Source organism: Dactylosporangium sp. NPDC051541 (genome assembly GCF_044454505.1).
Taxonomy (GTDB): domain Bacteria; phylum Actinomycetota; class Actinomycetes; order Mycobacteriales; family Micromonosporaceae; genus Dactylosporangium.
This window is the reverse complement of record NZ_JBITDU010000029.1, coordinates 66,581-83,194: the sequence shown is the minus strand read 5'-3', so window position 1 is coordinate 83,194 and position 16,614 is coordinate 66,581. Positions and strand designations below refer to the sequence as shown.

General features: G+C 71.9%; 12 protein-coding genes. 4 read left to right on the top strand and 8 right to left on the bottom strand.

Going from position 1 to position 16,614, the window contains the following annotated elements:
• A partial coding sequence (locus ACIA8L_RS54090) for an FAD-dependent monooxygenase (RefSeq protein WP_395917755.1) occupies positions 1-601 on the top strand: 601 nt, incomplete at its 5' end.
• Positions 602-613: 12 nt separating this feature from the next.
• Here the strand turns inward: ACIA8L_RS54090 and ACIA8L_RS54085 are convergent.
• Both ACIA8L_RS54085 and ACIA8L_RS54080 read right to left on the bottom strand, forming a co-directional pair.
• On the bottom strand, positions 614-2,680 hold the full coding sequence (locus tag ACIA8L_RS54085; RefSeq protein ID WP_395917753.1) for an EAL domain-containing protein: 2,067 nt from the start codon (positions 2,678-2,680) through the stop codon (positions 614-616).
• A 220-nt stretch (positions 2,681-2,900) separates the two neighbouring features.
• Positions 2,901-4,346, bottom strand: a complete 1,446-nt coding sequence (locus ACIA8L_RS54080; protein ID WP_395917751.1) for a cellulose binding domain-containing protein — start codon at positions 4,344-4,346, stop codon at positions 2,901-2,903.
• Between the two features lie 197 nt (positions 4,347-4,543).
• Here ACIA8L_RS54080 and ACIA8L_RS54075 point away from each other — a divergent pair, with 197 nt between their 5' ends.
• Entirely contained in the window at positions 4,544-5,590 is a 1,047-nt protein-coding gene (locus tag ACIA8L_RS54075; RefSeq protein ID WP_395917749.1) for a LacI family DNA-binding transcriptional regulator, read from the top strand.
• Between the two features lie 4 nt (positions 5,591-5,594).
• On the opposite strand, the gene ACIA8L_RS54070 is transcribed toward ACIA8L_RS54075, so the two are convergent.
• The 6 genes from ACIA8L_RS54070 to ACIA8L_RS54045 all read right to left on the bottom strand — a co-directional run bounded on the left by ACIA8L_RS54070 (position 5,595) and on the right by ACIA8L_RS54045 (position 13,959).
• Positions 5,595-8,633, bottom strand: a complete 3,039-nt coding sequence (locus ACIA8L_RS54070) for an endo-1,4-beta-xylanase (RefSeq protein ID WP_395917747.1) — start codon at positions 8,631-8,633, stop codon at positions 5,595-5,597.
• A 148-nt stretch (positions 8,634-8,781) separates the two neighbouring features.
• Positions 8,782-9,747: a cyclase family protein gene (locus ACIA8L_RS54065; protein ID WP_395917745.1), complete on the bottom strand. Its 966-nt coding sequence runs from the start codon at positions 9,745-9,747 to the stop codon at positions 8,782-8,784.
• Positions 9,740-10,888 carry an alpha/beta hydrolase family protein gene (locus ACIA8L_RS54060; protein ID WP_395917744.1) on the bottom strand — a complete coding sequence of 383 codons (1,149 nt, stop codon included), beginning with the start codon at positions 10,886-10,888 and terminating at the stop codon, positions 9,740-9,742. The genes ACIA8L_RS54065 and ACIA8L_RS54060 overlap by 8 nt, the downstream gene beginning before the upstream one ends.
• A gap of 86 nt (positions 10,889-10,974) precedes the next feature.
• Positions 10,975-11,880, bottom strand: coding sequence for a fumarylacetoacetate hydrolase family protein (locus ACIA8L_RS54055; protein WP_395917742.1), 906 nt, complete (start codon positions 11,878-11,880; stop codon positions 10,975-10,977).
• Positions 11,880-12,818 carry a VOC family protein gene (locus ACIA8L_RS54050; protein WP_395917740.1) on the bottom strand — a complete coding sequence of 313 codons (939 nt, stop codon included), beginning with the start codon at positions 12,816-12,818 and terminating at the stop codon, positions 11,880-11,882. The genes ACIA8L_RS54055 and ACIA8L_RS54050 overlap by 1 nt, the downstream gene beginning before the upstream one ends.
• Before the next feature lie 10 nt (positions 12,819-12,828).
• The gene (locus ACIA8L_RS54045; protein WP_395917738.1) at positions 12,829-13,959 is read right to left on the bottom strand and encodes an FAD-dependent monooxygenase; all 1,131 of its coding nucleotides are present in this window, start codon (positions 13,957-13,959) and stop codon (positions 12,829-12,831) included.
• 82 nt (positions 13,960-14,041) lie between these two features.
• Here ACIA8L_RS54045 and ACIA8L_RS54040 point away from each other — a divergent pair, with 82 nt between their 5' ends.
• Together ACIA8L_RS54040 and ACIA8L_RS54035 are read left to right on the top strand one after the other, a co-directional pair.
• Positions 14,042-14,983: a LysR family transcriptional regulator gene (locus ACIA8L_RS54040; protein WP_395917737.1), complete on the top strand. Its 942-nt coding sequence runs from the start codon at positions 14,042-14,044 to the stop codon at positions 14,981-14,983.
• 88 nt (positions 14,984-15,071) lie between these two features.
• Positions 15,072-16,250, top strand: coding sequence for an MFS transporter (locus tag ACIA8L_RS54035; RefSeq protein WP_395917735.1), 1,179 nt, complete (start codon positions 15,072-15,074; stop codon positions 16,248-16,250).
• Positions 16,251-16,614 lie beyond the last annotated feature (364 nt).

The following is a 16,614-nucleotide window of genomic DNA, read 5'->3' as shown; positions in this document are numbered from 1 at the left end:
GCCGCGGCGCACCGGCCAGAGCGTCTACCGGGCCGTCCTGCCGCGGCCGGCGCAGCAGACGACCGGCGGGTTCTTCTTCGGCCCCCGCAACAAGGTCGCCTCGAATCTGGTGTCGGACGAGGAGGCCTACTACGCGTGCGTCGTCAACGGCGTCCTCGATCCTCGTCCGGACCGGGACCGCTGGCCGGGCCTGATGCGTGAGCAGCTCGCCGATCATGCCGAGCCGGTCCTCGCGGCCCGCGACCGGATCGGGCCGGGCACCCCCGTGGACTACCGTCCACTGTCGACGCTGCTGCTGACGCCGCCCTGGCACCGCGGCCGGGTGGTGCTCGTCGGCGACGCGGCGCACACGGCCACGCCGCACCTGTCCAGCGGCGCCTCACTGGCGCTGGAGGACGCGCTCGTCCTGGTCGAGGAGCTGCAACGCGCATCGACCGTCGAGGACGGGCTGACCGCCTACGCCCACCGCCGCTTCGGCCGCTGCCGAGCCGTCGTCGACGCGTCGGTCCAGCTCGGCGAGTGGGAACTGCATCCCGACCCCGGCGCCGACGTGCTCGGGCTCATCATGGCGACCGAAGACCTGCTCGCGCAGGAGCCCTGACCCGGCCGGCGGTCAGCCCGCCACACTGGCATACAGCGGTCCTCGGGCCGCGTCGCAGCCGGCGGCGCGGACCAGCCGGGCTTCCCGGGGATCACGCACGCCGTCGGCCACCACCAGCAGCTTCTGCTGGTGCGCCGCGTGCGCGATCGACGCGATCATCCGGACCGACTGCTCGGCCGAGGCCCCGTCGAGCAGCCGCGGGTCGACGATCAACCAGTCGACCGGCAGCGTGCCGAGCTCGTGCAGGCTCAGTGTGCCGGCCCCGAAACCGGCCAGCGCCACCCCGACCCCGCGGCTGCGCAGCCGGCGGATGGTGTCGGCCGTTGCCGTCTCGCCCATGAGGAACTCGTCCTCCCGCAGCTCCAGCACGATGCGCTCGCCGGCCACCCCGGCGCGCACGACATCCTCAACGGCGTCGACCAGCCAGGCCTGGGTCAGGTGACCGCCGGCTACGGGGATGAAGACCGCCGCGGGATGGTCGGGATCGGCGCTCAGGACCGCCTGCACGGACCCGATCAGCCACCGCTCCAGCCGCGCCCGCAGGCCGGCGGCCGCCGCAGCGGCGAGGATCTCAGCGCTCGTCATGGATCCCGCCAGCACCGGCCGCGCCGAATACCAGCCGCTTCTGGTGTCGTGCAGCGGTGTGACGGGCTCGAACCCGACGCTGAGGCGCTGCTCGGCCAGGCCGCGCTCGAGTGCCTCGGCGTGTCGCTGCATCGGCAGTCGGTCGAGGCGGGCGTCGTACGCGGCGACGGCTCCGCCGGCGCCGGCCTCGCCGCGTATCCGGGCCAGCGCGCCATCGGCTCGGGCGATCAGCGCCTCGGCCACGTCCGCACCCGCCAGGCCATGCTGGTTCCAGTCGTGCGCCGTGCCGATCCAGCACCCGGCCGGGGCCGGACCGCCAGCCGGATCGGCGGCGAGGATGGCGTCACGCAGCCGCTGTGCGGCTGCGGCCAGCGCCTCGTCCGGCTGCGTCCGCAGCAGCACCAGCACCGCGAAGCGGCTCTGGCCCAGCTGCGCGGCGAGGTCACCCGGGCGGAGTGACCGCACGATCCGGCGCGCGAGCTCCACCTGGGCCTGTTCGCTCGTGGTACCAGGGTCGACTTCCACCACCACAACGGCCGCGTGCCCGCGTTCGGTGACGCTGTGGGCGACGCTGTCCGCGAAGAGCGCGCGATTCGGCAGGCCGGTCAGCGGATCGTGGGTCGCCTCGTGGTTGAGCCGCTCCCGCAGTTCGATCGCCTCGATGGTGGCCGCGGCCTGACCGAGCAGCGCCTGCAGCGTGCGTTCGACGATCTGCGAGGCCGGCGCGCGCTCCGGGAGGGTCAGCGTGCCGAGCAGCCGCCCTTTCGCCGACACCTCGACCGCGCGTACCGCACCTTCGACCGGCGGCGAGGACCGGCGGTCACCCGACACCGCGAACGTCGCGCGGACACCACCGAGCAGCCGGCCGCTGCAGCGCTCGACGATCAGCCGGACTTCGTCCACGTGCATGGCGGCGAGGAGTTCCCCACTCCCCGCGGCGAGGGTCTCGGTGGCCGACAGCGCCTCCTGGACGCGCTCGATGGACACCACAATCAACCGGGTGAGCACGGTACCGACAACGACGGCGACGATGACCTGTAGGCGCCAGTCGTCCGTCGACGGGCTTGCCGCCCAGGCCGGGCCCAGTGCATTCGACGACAGCACCGTGGCCAGGTACAGCAAAGCTCTGATCGCGGCCTGCCCGTTGCCGCCGATCGCCGCCCGGGCGAAGATGCCGGCCAGCAGCAGCCCCAGCGCTGAGTCCGGCCGGACGAGCGTCACCGCGGTGAGCGCGGCGATGTCGACCGGATAGGTCAGCCACGCGCGGCGTCCCATGCGCTGAGCTGCTGCCAGCCCGAGCGCGCAGGCGGCCACCAGCCCGATGGCCCCCGCGGTGCTGATGCCGGTACTGCGGGCCGTGTGCAGCGCGGGCCCGATGACGATGCATTGCACCAGTCCGACGACGGTGAAGGCGACCTTCACCCGCCCGACCCAGTCGCCGGGCCACAAGCGGCGACGAGCGGACGCACCACGCTTGTGCGCGGTATTCGACATCAAAGCTCCAACCCGGCACTGTGCGCGATCCGTCGACATGCCGGGCGCGCGATGGCCGCGCGCCGCAGAGTGATTGCACGAATGTAAGGAGGAGGTGACGCACAGACAAATCGGCTTCCGTTATCACCGGCATCGGCGCCGGCGATGGGCAGCCGGACCAGGCGCATCGATTCCTCGGCGGCCGGCGCCGCCGAGGAATCACGACATTTGTGCTACTGATTCACGGACTGGTGCAGGTGAGCGCCGGCGTGTTCGGCGATCCGCCGGCCAGGAACCCGAAGGTGGCCGTGCCGTTCGTCGGCAGCGCCGCGTTCCAGCTCACGTTGCGCACGCTCACGGCGGTGCCGCTGGCGCTCAGCGTGCCGTTCCAGAGCTGGCTGACGCTCTGGCCGCCGCCCAGCGTCCAGCGCACCGTCCACCCGTTGATCGCCGCGGTCCCCGCCTGGACCGTCACCTCACCCTGGAAGCCGCCGCTCCAAGCGTTCACCGTGCGATAGGTCGCCGTGCACGCACCGGTCGGCGGCTGGGAGCTCACCGGCGGCGGGGAGGACGGCGGGCGGCTCGAGGCGGGCGGCGAGCTCACCGGGGGCGAACTCACCGGCGGCGTGCTGGGGTTCGTTCCCCGGTAGGACGGGGCCACCTTGGCCAGCTCGGTGCCCGTCCCCCGCATGTACGGCTGGTTGACCCACGTCCGGAAGGCCGCCTGCGCGCCGGACGACGACGTGCCCGACCACGGCTCCTCCTTGTCCTGGTCGAAGTAGTAGATCGCCTTGAGGTCGACGTACCGGCTCGACTGCAGGGCCGCGGACATGTCGTTGATCCACTGACTCTTGCTGCCGCCGTCCTCGGTCGAGGCGACCTCGCCGATCATCACCGGGCGCCGGGGGGCGATGGAGCGCGCCTGGGAGTACGGGCCGGCGAACATCGAGTCGAACGACGTCCAGTAGTTGCCGCTCGGGTCCCACGACGGGCCGAGGCCCCAGTTGTAGCCGTCGATGCCGACCCAGTCGACGTACGCGTCACCGGGATAGGACCGGGCCGGGTCGTTGTACGCGGCGCTCGGCGTCGAGCTGTTGTTGAAGCACCAGATCCACTGCACGTTGGTGGCCCCGGCCGCCACGACGAGGTCGTGCACGCGCCGGTAGGCGTTGACGTAGAGGGTGGGGTCGCTGTTGTTGTTGACGATCCCCCACGGGTACCAGTTGCCGTTGAACTCGTGCCCCCAGCGCACCATGATCGGCGCGCCGGCGGCCGCGAACTCGGCGCCGCGGGCTCTGATGTAGCTGTCCCACTTGCCGTTCACGATGTCCTGCAAGTGGATCTGGGCGGGGTCGCTGACGCTCAGGCTCGTGTTCCAGGGCTCCCAGGTGTAGTGCAGCATGATGCCCTGGTTCCACAACGTCTTCGCCTCGGCCGCGTTGAAGGCGTTGCCCGTGCCCCAACTGTCGAACCACAGGGCGCTGGCCGGGGTGACCCCGTACCGGCTCGCCGTTCCCGACGGGATCTCGGCCGGGCTGGTCTGGCGGAAGATGCCGAGGTACTTGGTCGACGCATCGGCGGCCGAGACGCCCGGGTTGAACATGACCAGCGCCGCACCGGCGAGCATGGCGGCGACGGCGCAGATGGTGGCGGTTCGTATGGCTCCGAACCTGATCCGGCCTCTCATGTGCTGCCCTCCTACGGGTCTGCAGGGGTGTCGAGTGGAACGGCGCCATCCTGCGACCTCCGGCGCCGTTCCCACCTCACGCGCCTAGGGTCCTTATATTTCCGCAGCTAGAAGCCATGCTCCGGGCGAAGCATTCTGAAACTTTCCGTGATCATGGGGTTCGTTCCGGGCGGCGATCGGACACATAGACTGCTCCCGTGAGTTCCTCAAGCCCCGAGGCCGGGGCGGGGCGGCGATCGCGGCGGGAGATGACCGTTGCCCGCATCGCCGACCTCGCCGGCGTGTCCGCGCCCACCGTCTCGAAGGTCATCAACGGCCATGCCGGTGTCGCCGTCGACACCCGCCGGCGCATTGAGGACCTCATCCGGGAGCACGGCTACCAACGCGCGGACCGCACGCCGCCGGCCTCCATCGTCGAGGTCGTGTTCCAGGCCCTGGACAGCCCCTGGGCCCTGGAGATCATCCGCGGCGTCGAGCAGGTCGCCCGCGGCCACGACCTCGCCGTCGCGCTCACCGAGATGCAAGGCCACCTCACGCCCGGCCGGGGCTGGTCGGACCAGGTGCGGAGCCGCCGCCCCGCCGGCGTCATCGCCGTGTCGGCCGAGCTCACCCGGCGCCAGCTGGCCCACCTGTCGACCGCCGGTATCCCGCTCGTCGTGCTCGACCCCAGCGGGGAGCCGCAGCACCAGACGCCATCCGTCGGCGCCATGAACTGGAACGGCGGCCTCACGGCCACCCGGCACCTGCTCGACCTGGGCCACCGCCGGATCGCGATGATCAACGGACCGGATCGCTACCTGTGCTGCCGCGCACGTCTGGACGGCTACCGCGCCGCGATGGACGCCGCCGGTGTACCGGTCGACCCCGCACTGCTACGGACCGCGCCGCTGTATGTCGAGGACGGCCGCGACGCCGCCGCCGCGCTGCTCGAACTGCCCGATCCGCCGACCGCCGTCTTCACCGGCAACGACCTGCAGGCCATCGGTGTCTACGCGGCGGCCCGCGCCGCCCGGATTCGCGTCCCCGAAGACCTGAGCGTCGTCGGATTCGACGACCTCACGTTCGTGCAGTGGTCAGACCCGCCGCTCACCACCGTCCGGCAGCCGTTGACGGACATGGGCGCCACCGCCGCGCAACTCGTCATGACCCTGGCGGCGGGGGCCCGCCCCGACCACAGCCGCATCGAGCTACCCACCTCCCTCGTCGTGCGGCACAGCACCGCCGGGCCACCGCGGCGCAGCTGATCGGTCAACGGTTGACGAGCCGGGTCACGCCCCATCGGGACGTGTTCGTGTACGCCAGCCCGGTCGGGTCGTTCCAGGTCCGTGCGGCCGTTCGGTGGCCCGCATCAGCGTCGTTGACCTGGATGTCGAGGCCCAGCAGGGTGCCGTCGCACAGCGTTGCCGTCGGCAGGGCGATCGCCGCCTCGACGACGTAGCCGCCGGGCACCGTGCGGGTCGCGCTGGTGAGGTTCCCCGCTATCGCATACGCGCTGAAGTTGCCGCCGAAGCTTTGGGCGTTGGCGTAGTTGATCCGGTACTGCCCGTCGTCGTCGGCATACCCGGCGGTCTTGGCGTTGTCGGGGTCGATGAAGATCTCGACAGCGTCCTGCTCCCAAACGTTCGGACTGCTCGCGTCGAGGTTCACGTCGCTCACCGCCACCAGCAGGTACACGTGGCCGGAGTCCCAGAGGACCTTCGCGGACGCGGTCGCGCCGCCGGAGCCGATCACCTGGACGCCGGTGCTGATCGTCGCGGCCCGGGACCACGCGGCGTCGGCCACCCCGTCGATCCCCGGGGTGCCGCGGATCGCGTCGACGTGGCGGACGCCGGCTGCGAGGGTGAGCAGCCCGGGCCGGCCGGCGCCCCAGCCCGCCGATTCGGTCGGGTCGATCAGCGTGATGTCGAACGGCACCGGCTGTCCCGCCGCGATCGGCGCCGGCAGCGGTACATCCGCGTCGATGCGGTAACCCGCCGGGTCGGGATGGACGGACGCCTTGATGCCGGATGGCGGCGCTCCGGTTCGCGGCACCCGTACACGCCGGTCGCCGACGGTGATGTCCACCGCATCACCCCGGTCGGCCGTCTTGTCGCCCACCATGGCATGCACGTGCAGGACCCGGCCCTCCCAGCGCAGCGAGAAGGCCAGCGACCGCCCGGCCCGGCTCAATACAGTGGTCGCGGGCAGCAGCGCCCACTCGGACGGCGCGGGACGGCCTTCCGGGACGACGAGGCCGCGGGTGTACCGCGGCAGCCGGCCGGGGTCCACGATGCCCCAGTAGGCGGGCTTGGCCTGGAGCTGCTCGTCGAAGGGCAGCGGTTCGTTGAGCCGGGTGATCGGAAAGGCGTTGAGCCAGCTGCCGTCGTCCGACTGGCCCCAGAACGTGACCGAACTGAGGTTGGCGCGCTGCCGGCGCAGCGCGTTGAACAGGTCGCGGTAGCGGTAGCCCTGCTCGGTCAGCACGTCCGCGGGCACGGTCGTGTACTTGTCGCTGCCGTTGGTGTAGACGCTCATGTCCAGCTCGGTGACCTGGTTGTCGACGCCTATGGCGGCGAAGTCGCGCAGCGTCTGCTCGATGTCGCCGATCGACGGCTTCTCGATGTCGATGTGCATCTGGTGGCCGACGCCGTCGATCGGCAGACCCTCGGCGCGCAGCTGACGGACCAGCCGCAGCAACGCGGCCCGCTTGTTCGGCTGCGTGGTGTTGTAGTCGTTGAGGTACAGCTTGGCGGCCGGGTCGACCTCGTGCGCGACCCGGAACGCGGTGCGGATGAAGTCGAGGCCGGCGATCTGCATCCACTTGCTGCGCCGCAGCCCGTCCGGCTGGTACTCGTCCACGGCCTCGTTCACCACGTCCCAGGCGTACATCTTGCCCTTGTACCGACCCATGACGGCCCGGATGTGGCGCTCCTCGCGCTGCAGCAACAGGGCCTTGTTCGGCGGCGTCGGGGTCATGTCGGCACCGTCGGCGTCCTTGAAGATCCAATCGGGGGCCTGCGCGTGCCAGACCAGGGTGTGGCCGCGAATCTTCATGCCGTGGGCGACCGCGTAGTCCACTTCCGCGTCGGCCTCGGCCCACTGGAACTGCCCCTCGGCGGGCTCGGTGGCGTCCCACTTGAGCGCGTTGCCCGGCGTGACCGAGTTGAAGTGCCTCGTCAGCAGCTCGGCGGGCTCACCGATCATCTGGCCCCGACCGATCGCGGTGCCGATCGGGAAGTCCGGCGCGAGCACGTCCCGCAATGAGGGGATGTCGGTCTGGACCGGCAGCGGCCGGACGTAGGTCATCACGAAGTCGTCGAGGTAGAACGAGGCGGTGCCGCTGCTCGACTCGACGTAGACCGACAGCGCGTCGACGTCGTAGGCGAGGGTGTACGTGCCGCGCAGCTCGGTCCAGCCAGAAGCGGTGACCGGGCTGTCACCGACGATCTGGTCATAGCTCGCGGCGCCGCCGGTACTGCGTTCCATGGACAGTCGCAGGGCTGACGACGCTTCCCCCGGGGCGAGCTTGACCCACAGGTCGAAGGTGTACCTCGAGCCCTTCGACACCCGGCCCAGCAGGCTGCGACTCGGGCCGGTCCAGGTTTCCGTCCGGCCGGTGGTGAGCAGGCTGTGCGTGCCGCCGTGCGCGTCGGCCGTGCTCACGGCGGCCTGGCCGACGCCGAAGCGGCTGCTCCAGCCCTGCGCGGTGCCGTCCTCGAAGTCAGTCGCGACGCCCGCCTGATCCGGCGGGCCGGTCGGCGGGGCGGACGTCATCGTGATCGTGACGTCGTCGAGGTCGAAGGCGACCGTGGCGTCGCCGCTCTCGACGTACAACTGCAGTTCCGAGGAGTCGCTCGGCACGGTGTAGGCGGCCCTGAGCTCCACCCAGTCCGAACCGGCGACGGACGCGCTGGTCAGGAAGTCGTACGTCGCCGAGCCGCCGACCGGTGTCCGCTGCATCGTCAGCTGCAACACGGCCGGCGCCGTGGCATCGGCCGGCCGCACGTAACCGCTGATGGCATACGTGGCCCCGGTCAGCAGCCGCCCGGCCAGCTGCACGCTCGGCCCTTCCCAGGATTGGGTCCGGCCGGACGTTCGCAGCCCGTATGTGCCCGTGCGAGCCGCCGCGGCGACGGCGGCCACCGACGCACCGCCGCGGGCGGCCCACCCCTGCACGGTGCCGTCCTCGAAGTCGAAGCCGGCGACCACGTCCTGCGCCAGCACCGGCAGCGGGAGCGCCACGACGGAGGTGCACAGCAGCAGCCCAACGATCAGGCGCCCGGTCCAGCCAGCCAATCCTCGACGCACAGCAGCCTCCGGTCCGAAATTATCGGCGTAATCTCCGATCGTCAGGGCGGCACTGTAGGCGGCGCTGGAAACAGTCGTCAAAGCATTGACCGGCGTCATGGACAGCGACGTGCGCGCCGGCTTTGAAAGCATCATCGACGGTCGGGTTCTACTTGACCGCGATCGGGTTGACCGGGGCGCCGACGGCCCCGGTGACCGGCAGCGGGGCCGCGGTGAGCCAGCAGTCGTAGACGCCGTCGGCGGCGCAGTCGACGGCGAGGGCGTCGAGGTCCCACATCTCGCCGAGGAACAGGCCGATGTGCGGGATGGCGACCTGATGCAGGGGCTGGAACGCGTCGTCGAACTCGTTGGGCCGCACCTCGAAGCCCCACGTGTCGGTGGCGATCGCGGCGATCTCGGTGCGGTGCAGCCAGTCGGCGGTGGTGAACGACAGGCCGGGGGCGGGGCCGCCGGCGTAGTCGCCCCAGCCGGCGCGGCGGGCGCGGGTGAGCTGGCCGGTGCGGACCAGCAGCAGGTCGCCCCGGCCGACGGCCGCGGACGGGCCCTGCGCGGCGATCGTGACCTCGAGGTGCTCCTCGGTGATGGCGAACCCGTCGGGCAGTTCGCCGTCGGTACCGACCGCGCGACCGACGTCGAGCAGGACGCCCCGGCCGGCGATGACCCCGGCGACGGTCTCGATGCCCGTCACGCCGTCGCCGAGGCTGGTGACGACCTCGCCGGCGGGGCGGCCGTTCCAGGCACGGCCGTGGTCGAAGATGTGGCCGAGGCCGTCCCACTGGGTGGAGCACTGCAGCGGCATGGCGATGACGTCGTCGGCGCCGCCGATGCCGTGCGGGAAGCCCTGCACGCCGGCGGCGGCGTCGGTGCCGGTGTCCAGCATCGTGTGCACGGGGTTCGTCCGGCGGCGCCAGCCCTTCTGCGGACCGTCCATGTCGAAGCGCTGCGACAGCGAGAACGACGCACCGCGGCGGACCAGGGCCGCACCCTGCCGGCGTTTGTCGTCGGTGAGGAAGTTCATCGTGCCGAGCACGTCGTCGGATCCCCAGCGGCCCCAGTTGGAGCAGCGCTCGGCGGCCGCGGCGACGGCGCCCTCGGGATCGGTGCGGTCAAGCATGGAACACCCCGGCGACCCAGTCGGCGATGAAGACGCTGACGTGCGTGAGGTGGTCCAGGCCGATGTGCTCGGCACCGCCCTCGGCCGCCGTGAAGATGCGCAGTTCCCGGCGGCGGCTGTGCACCGCCTGCTCGTAGGAGCGGTGGGCGTACCGCAGCGGAATCTGTCTGTCGTTCTCACCGTGGACGATGAGGAACGGCACGGTGATGCGTTCCACGACGCCGTCGAGGTTGACCGCCTCGGCGTTGGCGATGAAGGTGTCGAGGTCGGTCTCGCCCCAGACCCACAGCACGTGGTCCCAGTAGTGCGGGACGGGGTTCTCGCCCTCCCGCTCGAGGCGGCGCTTCTGCACCGCACCCCAGTCGTGGTTGGCGCCCCAGGCGACGCACAGCGCCAGACGCGGCTCGAATGCGGCGGCGCGGGGGGCGTAGAAGCCGCCGAGCGACCAGCCGACCAGGCCGATGCGGTCCGCGTCGACGTCCGCGCGGTCCAGCAGGAAGTCGACGCCGGCGGCCGCCCAGTCCTCGGTGCTGACCCGGGCCGTCAGGCCCTGCAGGCGCAGCGCCTCGCCGCTGCCGGGGCAGTCGACCATGAGCGTGGAGATGCCCCGGGCGGCGAGCTCCTCGGCGAACCCGGAGGCGTACATGTGCTCCTTCGTGGAGTCCAGGCCGTTCCACATGACGATGCATGGTGCGGGTGTGCCGTCGGTGGATGCGTTGGTGAAGTACGCCGGCAGGGTGGTGCCCTCGAACGGGACCGCGACCCGGGTGGTGGCCGGGTCGATGAGGTCGAACACCTTCTGCTGCAGCGCCAGGCAGCGGCGGTAGACGGCGTTGCGGTCCGGGTCGTGGGCGCGCTGCATCCGCTCGGCCTGGGTGAGGTAGTTCGTGGCACGGCGGTACTTCTGCCCGGCCGTGCGTCGATGGCCGGCCCGCTCGTCGGCCTCGGCTTGGGCGACGAGCTCGTCGGCGACCGCGGTCCACGCGGCCATCAGCTCTGCCGTGCCGACGTCGGAGCCCTGGGCGGCCAGGTCGCGGATGGGGCGGCAGGCGCGGTCGACCTCGTCGATGAGCCCGCCGCTGTTGAGCGTGGCGACGACGCTCAGGTTCCACACGTAGTTGCCGGGGAAGTACTCGTACACGGATCAGGCCTCTCGCAGAGCGTCGGAGATGGATTTGGCGCCGCCGTGGCCGGATGCGCGCTCAAGGCTCGCCGCGCGCACCACGCTCATCGGGCCCCGCTCGGGCGGCGGAAGGCGGGCAGCGGCGCGCCCGGCGGGGCGACGGCGACCGTGTTGGTGAGGGTGCCGAGGCCCTCGACGCTCAGCGTGACGACGTCGTCGGGCTGCAGCGGTGGCGGGGCGGCGGCGCCGTCGCGGCCCCACAGCTCGGCGAGGCAGCCGCCGTTGCCGACGGTGCCGGAGCCGAGGACGTCGCCGGGCTCGACGCGGCTGTCCCGGGCGGCGTAGGCGAGCATCGTCTCGAACGTCCAGCCCATGTTCGACAGCCGGTCCCGGCCGACCTCGACGCCGTTGACGCTCGCGGTGCACAGCAGCCGCAGGAAGCCGTCGGCGTCCCGGTACGGCTCCAGCTCGTCGGCGGTGACGATCCACGGGCCGAGGCTGGTCGCGAAGTCCTTGCCCTTGGCCGGGCCGAGCCGCACCTGCATCTCCCGGCTCTGCAGGTCCCGGGCCGACCAATCGTTGAGGATGGTGTACCCGAAGATGCCCCCGGCACCGATGACCGCCGCGACCTCCAGCTCGAAGTCGCGGGCGGCACAGGCGGCCGGGAACGCGGCGGCATCGCCGGGGCCGATGACCGTGTGCGGGTTGGTGAAGTAGAACGTCGGCGCGTCATACCAGGCGTCGGGTACACCCGCGGTGCCGTCGACGCTTCGACGTACCCCCGCCACATGCTCTTCAAAGGCCACGAAGTCGCGGATGCTGGCCGGACGGATCGGCGGCCGAAGCCGGACCTCGTCCAGCGGAACACCGTCGGGCGCGAAGACCAGGTCCCGGGGGTCGAGCGCGACGACGCCGCGCATGTCGAGCCCGCCGGTGAGTCGATGGATGCGGTCGCCGATGACGACGCCGGTGTGTTCGGCGCCGTCGTGGCGGTAGGTGGCGAGCCGCATCAGACGGGTGGTGCGACGAAGACGCCGCGGTCCGGGTCGTTGAACGACTGGCGGGCGACGAACTCGCTCATCGGGTTCGCGGTGCCCCACTGGTCGGTGACCGTCGGGTCGGAGAAGTCGTACAGGTGCGGGTGCCAGGTGTCCTCGTCGAGCTCCTCCAGCTCGGTGGTGTACTCCACCGTGTTGCCGTGCGGGTCGAGGAAGTAGCTGAAGGTGTTGTTCCCGGCCAGGTGCCGGCCCGGACCCCAGACCTTCTCCACGCCGGCCCGCAGCAGCCGGCCGGTGCCGCGCATGTACTCGTCGAGCCCGCGCAGCTCGAACGAGGCGTGGTGCAGCGACACGTGCGGGCCCCGGGCGATCGCGAGGCTGTGGTGGTACCGGTTCGTGCGCAGGAACCACATCACGGAGCCCATGTGCGGTGACGTGAGCGTGTCGGACAGCGCGAAGCCCAGATGCCGCTCGTAGAACGCGACCGTCGCCTCGGGGTCGGGGCCGTTGACGACGACGTGGGAGAGCTTGACGGGGACGGACTCCCCCGCCTCGACCTTGCGGTGCGCGCGGACCGCGACGTCGCTGGAGACCTCGACCGTGCGGCCGTCGATGTCGAAGAAGCGCAAGCCGTACCCGCCGCCGGGGGTCGTCAGCGGGCCGGGCTCGGTGACCAGGCGGACACCGTCGCGGCCGAGCCGCTCGGCGAGGGCGTCGACGTCGGCGCTGTTCGCCGCGCCGAACGCGATGAGGTCGAGGCGTTTCTCGGCGGCCCGGCGCAGCCGCACCGAATACTGCTCGGGCGAGCCGGCGGCGGCCAGGAACGCGATGCCGTCGTCGGTCGTCTCCGGCGTCAGGCCCCACATCGTCGTGTAGAAGTCCAGCTGCTGGTCGTAGTCCGGCACGGCGAGGTCGACGTGGCGCAGATGCGTGATGAGCCGTTCTGGCATCGGAGGTTCCTTACGCGGGTTCGCTGACGAGGTGGGCGATGCGGGCCATCAGGCCGGGGACGTCGCCGCGCTCCCGGTCCAGCAGCCAGCGGGTCAGCTGCAGGGAGGCGTCGACGACGGTCTTGGCCCGCACGTAGCGGCGGTCGGTGAACGCCTGCCACAGCGGGTCGTCGAGCCGGTCGGCCGCCAGGAGCAGCTCGGCCAGGACGGCGGCGTCCTCGAGGGCCTGGGCCGCGCCCTGGGCGAGGGTCGGCGGGCAGGTGTGCGCGGCGTCGCCGATGAGCACGGCCCGGCCGCGGTGCCACGGCGCGGGGAGCACGTGGCTCTCGAACCGGGTGTAGTTGACCCGCGACGGGTCCGTCAGCAGCGGGCGGATGTCGTCCCACGGGCCGTGGTACGCCGTGGACAGGTCCCGCATCACACCCAGCGACTCCTGCGGGCTCAGGGTGCTGCGGTCCTGGGCGTCCTCGACGAGGTAGGCGTAGAGGGAGTCCTCGCCGGTCGGGCAGTACCCGGCGATGTAGCAGGGGCCGCCGTAGAACAGGTCGGTGCGGGTGACACTGGCCGGGCGGGCGGTGAAGGTACGCCAGATGCCCATGCCGACCCCGGTGGTGTCCAGGTCGATGCCGAGGCGGCGCCGGGTCCACGACCGGACGCCGTCGGCCCCGACGATCAGGTCGTAGCGGCCGGTGGAGCCGTCGGCGAACGTCACGTCGACGCCGGTGTCGTCCTGCTCGAGTTCGGTGCAGCTGATCCCGAACCGGACCGTTGCCCCGGCCGCGGCCGCCCGGTCGAGGAGAACCCGTGCGAGGGCCGGGCGGTACATGCCGACCGTGGCCGGCAGGTCCGGGCCGCCGGTGCGGTGGTCGGGCAGTTCGGCGACGAGGGTGCCGTTGGGGTCCGGGGCGCGCAGGCCGAGGGTGTCGAAGCCGTAGCCCTGCGCTCGTACCTGCTCCCAGACGCCGAGCCGGCGCAGGACCCGCAAGGCGTTGCCCTGTAACGTGATGCCCGAGCCGAGCGCGCCGGTGTCGGGCTTGATGTCGACCAGGTCGACCGAGACGCCACCCTCGGCGAGCAGGATCGCGGCCGCGGTGCCCGCCGCGCCGGCGCCGATGACGAGCACGTTACGAACTGCTGACATGGGCCAACTGTGGTGGCCGCACCGGGTATCAAGAAGACGCCACTTGCTGATGCCGGTCATCAGTCTCATTTATGCTGAGCCGGTGACGACCGACCGGGTGCTGGCCAACCTCGACCTCAACCTGCTGGTCACCCTCGACACGCTGCTGCGCGAACGCAACGTCACCCGGACCTCCCAGGCCCTCGGGGTGAGCCAGCCCGCGGTGAGCGCCGCCCTGGCCCGGCTACGCCGCCACTTCCACGACGAGCTGCTCAACCGGGTCGGCAACGCCTACGAACTGACGCCCCTCGCCGCGCAGCTGACCGTGCTCACCGGGCCGGCGCTGGCCGCGGTCCGGCGTGTGTTCGACGCCTCCGCCGAGTTCGACCCCAGCACCCTCGTGCGCGAGTTCACCGTGGTGACCTCCGACTACGCCGCCGCCGTCCTCGGCCCGCACGTCACCCGGCACATCGCCGCGCAGGCCCCGGGCGTGCGGCTGCACCTGCGCCAGACCACACCGGAGGCGGTCGACCACGCCGCGGACACCCTGCGCACCGCCGACGGGCTGCTCATACCGCACGGCTTCGTCACGGACCTGCCGCACCTGGACCTCTACACCGACCATTGGGTCTGCATCGTCGCCGCCGACAACCCCCACGTCGGGGCCGAGCTCACGCTCGAGCAGCTCGGCCGGCTCGGCTGGGTCGTGCTGTTCAACCGCCCGACCGCGTTCGCACCCGCGGCCCGCCAGCTCAGCATGATCGGGGTCGAGCCGCGGGTCGAGGTCGTCGTCGACGGCTTCCTCGCCATGCCGTTCCTCGTCGCCGGCAGCAACCGCGTCGCCCTCATCCAGCAGCACCTGGCCGACCGGCTCGCCCCGCTCGCCGACATCCGCGTGCTGCCCTGCCCGTTCGAGGTCGTGCCGCTCACCGAGGCCCTGTGGTGGCATCCGATGTACCGCAACGACCCCGCCCACGCCTGGCTGCGCTCGGTCTTCACCGAGGCCGCCGGGGCGCTCGGCGGCCCTGGCCATCAGCGGGCCTGATACCGCCTATCGGCGATTCGCACTTCCCGCGCGCCGCCGGCCGCCTCGATAGTGCTGGCACCCCGCCGCCACGAAAGGCGTTTCCGCCATGTCCGCACCCCGTCAGGCCGGTCCGGCGCAGCTGGCGCTGCTGCTGGCCGGCAGTTGCCTGTCCGTCCTCGGCGCCGTGCTGCTCGCGCCGGTCCTGCCAAAGATGCAAGACCATTTCGCCGGTACTGCCGCCGCCGACATCCTGGTCCCGGTCGTCTTGACGGTCCCGGCCCTCGTCATCGCCATCACCGCACCGTTCGCCGGCGTCATCGTCGACCGGCTCGACCGCAAGCGGCTGCTCATCGCCGCGATGTTCGCCTACACCGCGGCCGGCACGGCGCCGCTGTACCTGCCCTCGCTCGGCGCGATCATCGCCAGCCGCGTCCTCGTCGGCCTCTGCGAGGCCGCGATCATGACCTGCTGCACCACGCTGATCGCCGACTACTGGAGCGGTCCGCGCCGCAGCCGGTACCTCGGACTGCAGACGCTCGTCGCCACGCTGTCCGCGACCGCCTTCCTCGCCCTCGGCGGCCTGCTCGGCGCGGCCGGCTGGCGCACCCCGTTCTGGCTCTACGCCGTCGCCGCCGTGCTGGCCGTGCCCATGGCCCGCCTGCTGTGGTCGCCCGAGCGCCCCGCCGCGGCCGGCGACCGTCTCCCGCCCATCCCGTGGCGGACACTGCTCGCACCGTGCCTGGTGACCCTGGTCGGCGGGGTGGTGTTCTACGCGCTCATCGTGCAGCTGTCGTTCGTCCTGGACGACATCGGCGTCACCGCCCCGGCGACGATCGGCGCCCTGAGTGCGGCCATGTCCCTGGCCACCGCGGCCGGCTCGGCGTCCTTCGCCCGCCTCTCCCACCGCACGCCGAAGCAGCTCCTGCCCGTCGCGTTCGGCCTCGCCGCCGCCGGCCTGGCCGTCGTCAGCCTCGGCACCGGCGTCGCCGGCATCACCATCGGAGCCGTGATCACCGGCGCCGGCACCGGCCTGCTCCTACCCGTCCTCGTCACGTGGGCGATCAACCGGCTCGAGTTCGCGCAGCGCGGCCGGGGCACCGGACTGTGGACCGGCTTCCTGTTCCTCGGCGAGTTCCTGTCGCCGCTGCTCATCGCCGGCCTCGGCACGGCCGGCGGCCTGCAGCCGGCCCTGGGCATCCTCGCCGGGATCGCCGCCGTGCTCGGTGTCGTCACCCTGCTCGCGGTACCCCGCAACACCGCACCGCTGAACGTGACCGACGCGTAGGGTCGCGGGATGCGATGGCTCGAGGTTCGGCGACATTCGCTGACCAAGAAGGATGCCGCTCGTGGACGCGGCTCGCACCTGTCCGCGGGCGGTGTCGCGCTGGCCCGGGCGAGGTCGAGCACCACGACCAGTGGCGCTGGCCGCGGCCGTACGTGACGAACGCCGAGCTCGTCCGCCTCGGTGGAGCGCTGGCGGCCATCGCCGATGCGCATCGCGAGCTCTGGCTCGGCTCGGTGCTGGCCGTGCCGGAGGGCAGCGGAGCACTCGTCATCTCCCACGGCGGTGCATCGAACCGACGCTGGTGCGCTGCCTGCCCGAGGGGGATCACGCACGGTGGGGACCGCCCCTGAGTCACTGCGAGGGC

Bases quoted from the DNA above. Each gene is read 5' to 3' on its own strand.
- ACIA8L_RS54065 (WP_395917745.1), bottom strand. From the start codon at position 9,747: ATGCTTGACCGCACCGATCCCGAGGGCGCCGTCGCCGCGGCCGCCGAG.
- ACIA8L_RS54050 (WP_395917740.1), bottom strand. From the start codon at position 12,818: ATGCCAGAACGGCTCATCACGCATCTGCGCCACGTCGACCTCGCCGTG.
- ACIA8L_RS54035 (WP_395917735.1), top strand. From the start codon at position 15,072: ATGTCCGCACCCCGTCAGGCCGGTCCGGCGCAGCTGGCGCTGCTGCTG.
- ACIA8L_RS54085 (WP_395917753.1), bottom strand. From the start codon at position 2,680: ATGTCGAATACCGCGCACAAGCGTGGTGCGTCCGCTCGTCGCCGCTTG.
- ACIA8L_RS54080 (WP_395917751.1), bottom strand. From the start codon at position 4,346: ATGAGAGGCCGGATCAGGTTCGGAGCCATACGAACCGCCACCATCTGC.
- ACIA8L_RS54045 (WP_395917738.1), bottom strand. From the start codon at position 13,959: ATGTCAGCAGTTCGTAACGTGCTCGTCATCGGCGCCGGCGCGGCGGGC.
- ACIA8L_RS54055 (WP_395917742.1), bottom strand. From the start codon at position 11,880: ATGCGGCTCGCCACCTACCGCCACGACGGCGCCGAACACACCGGCGTC.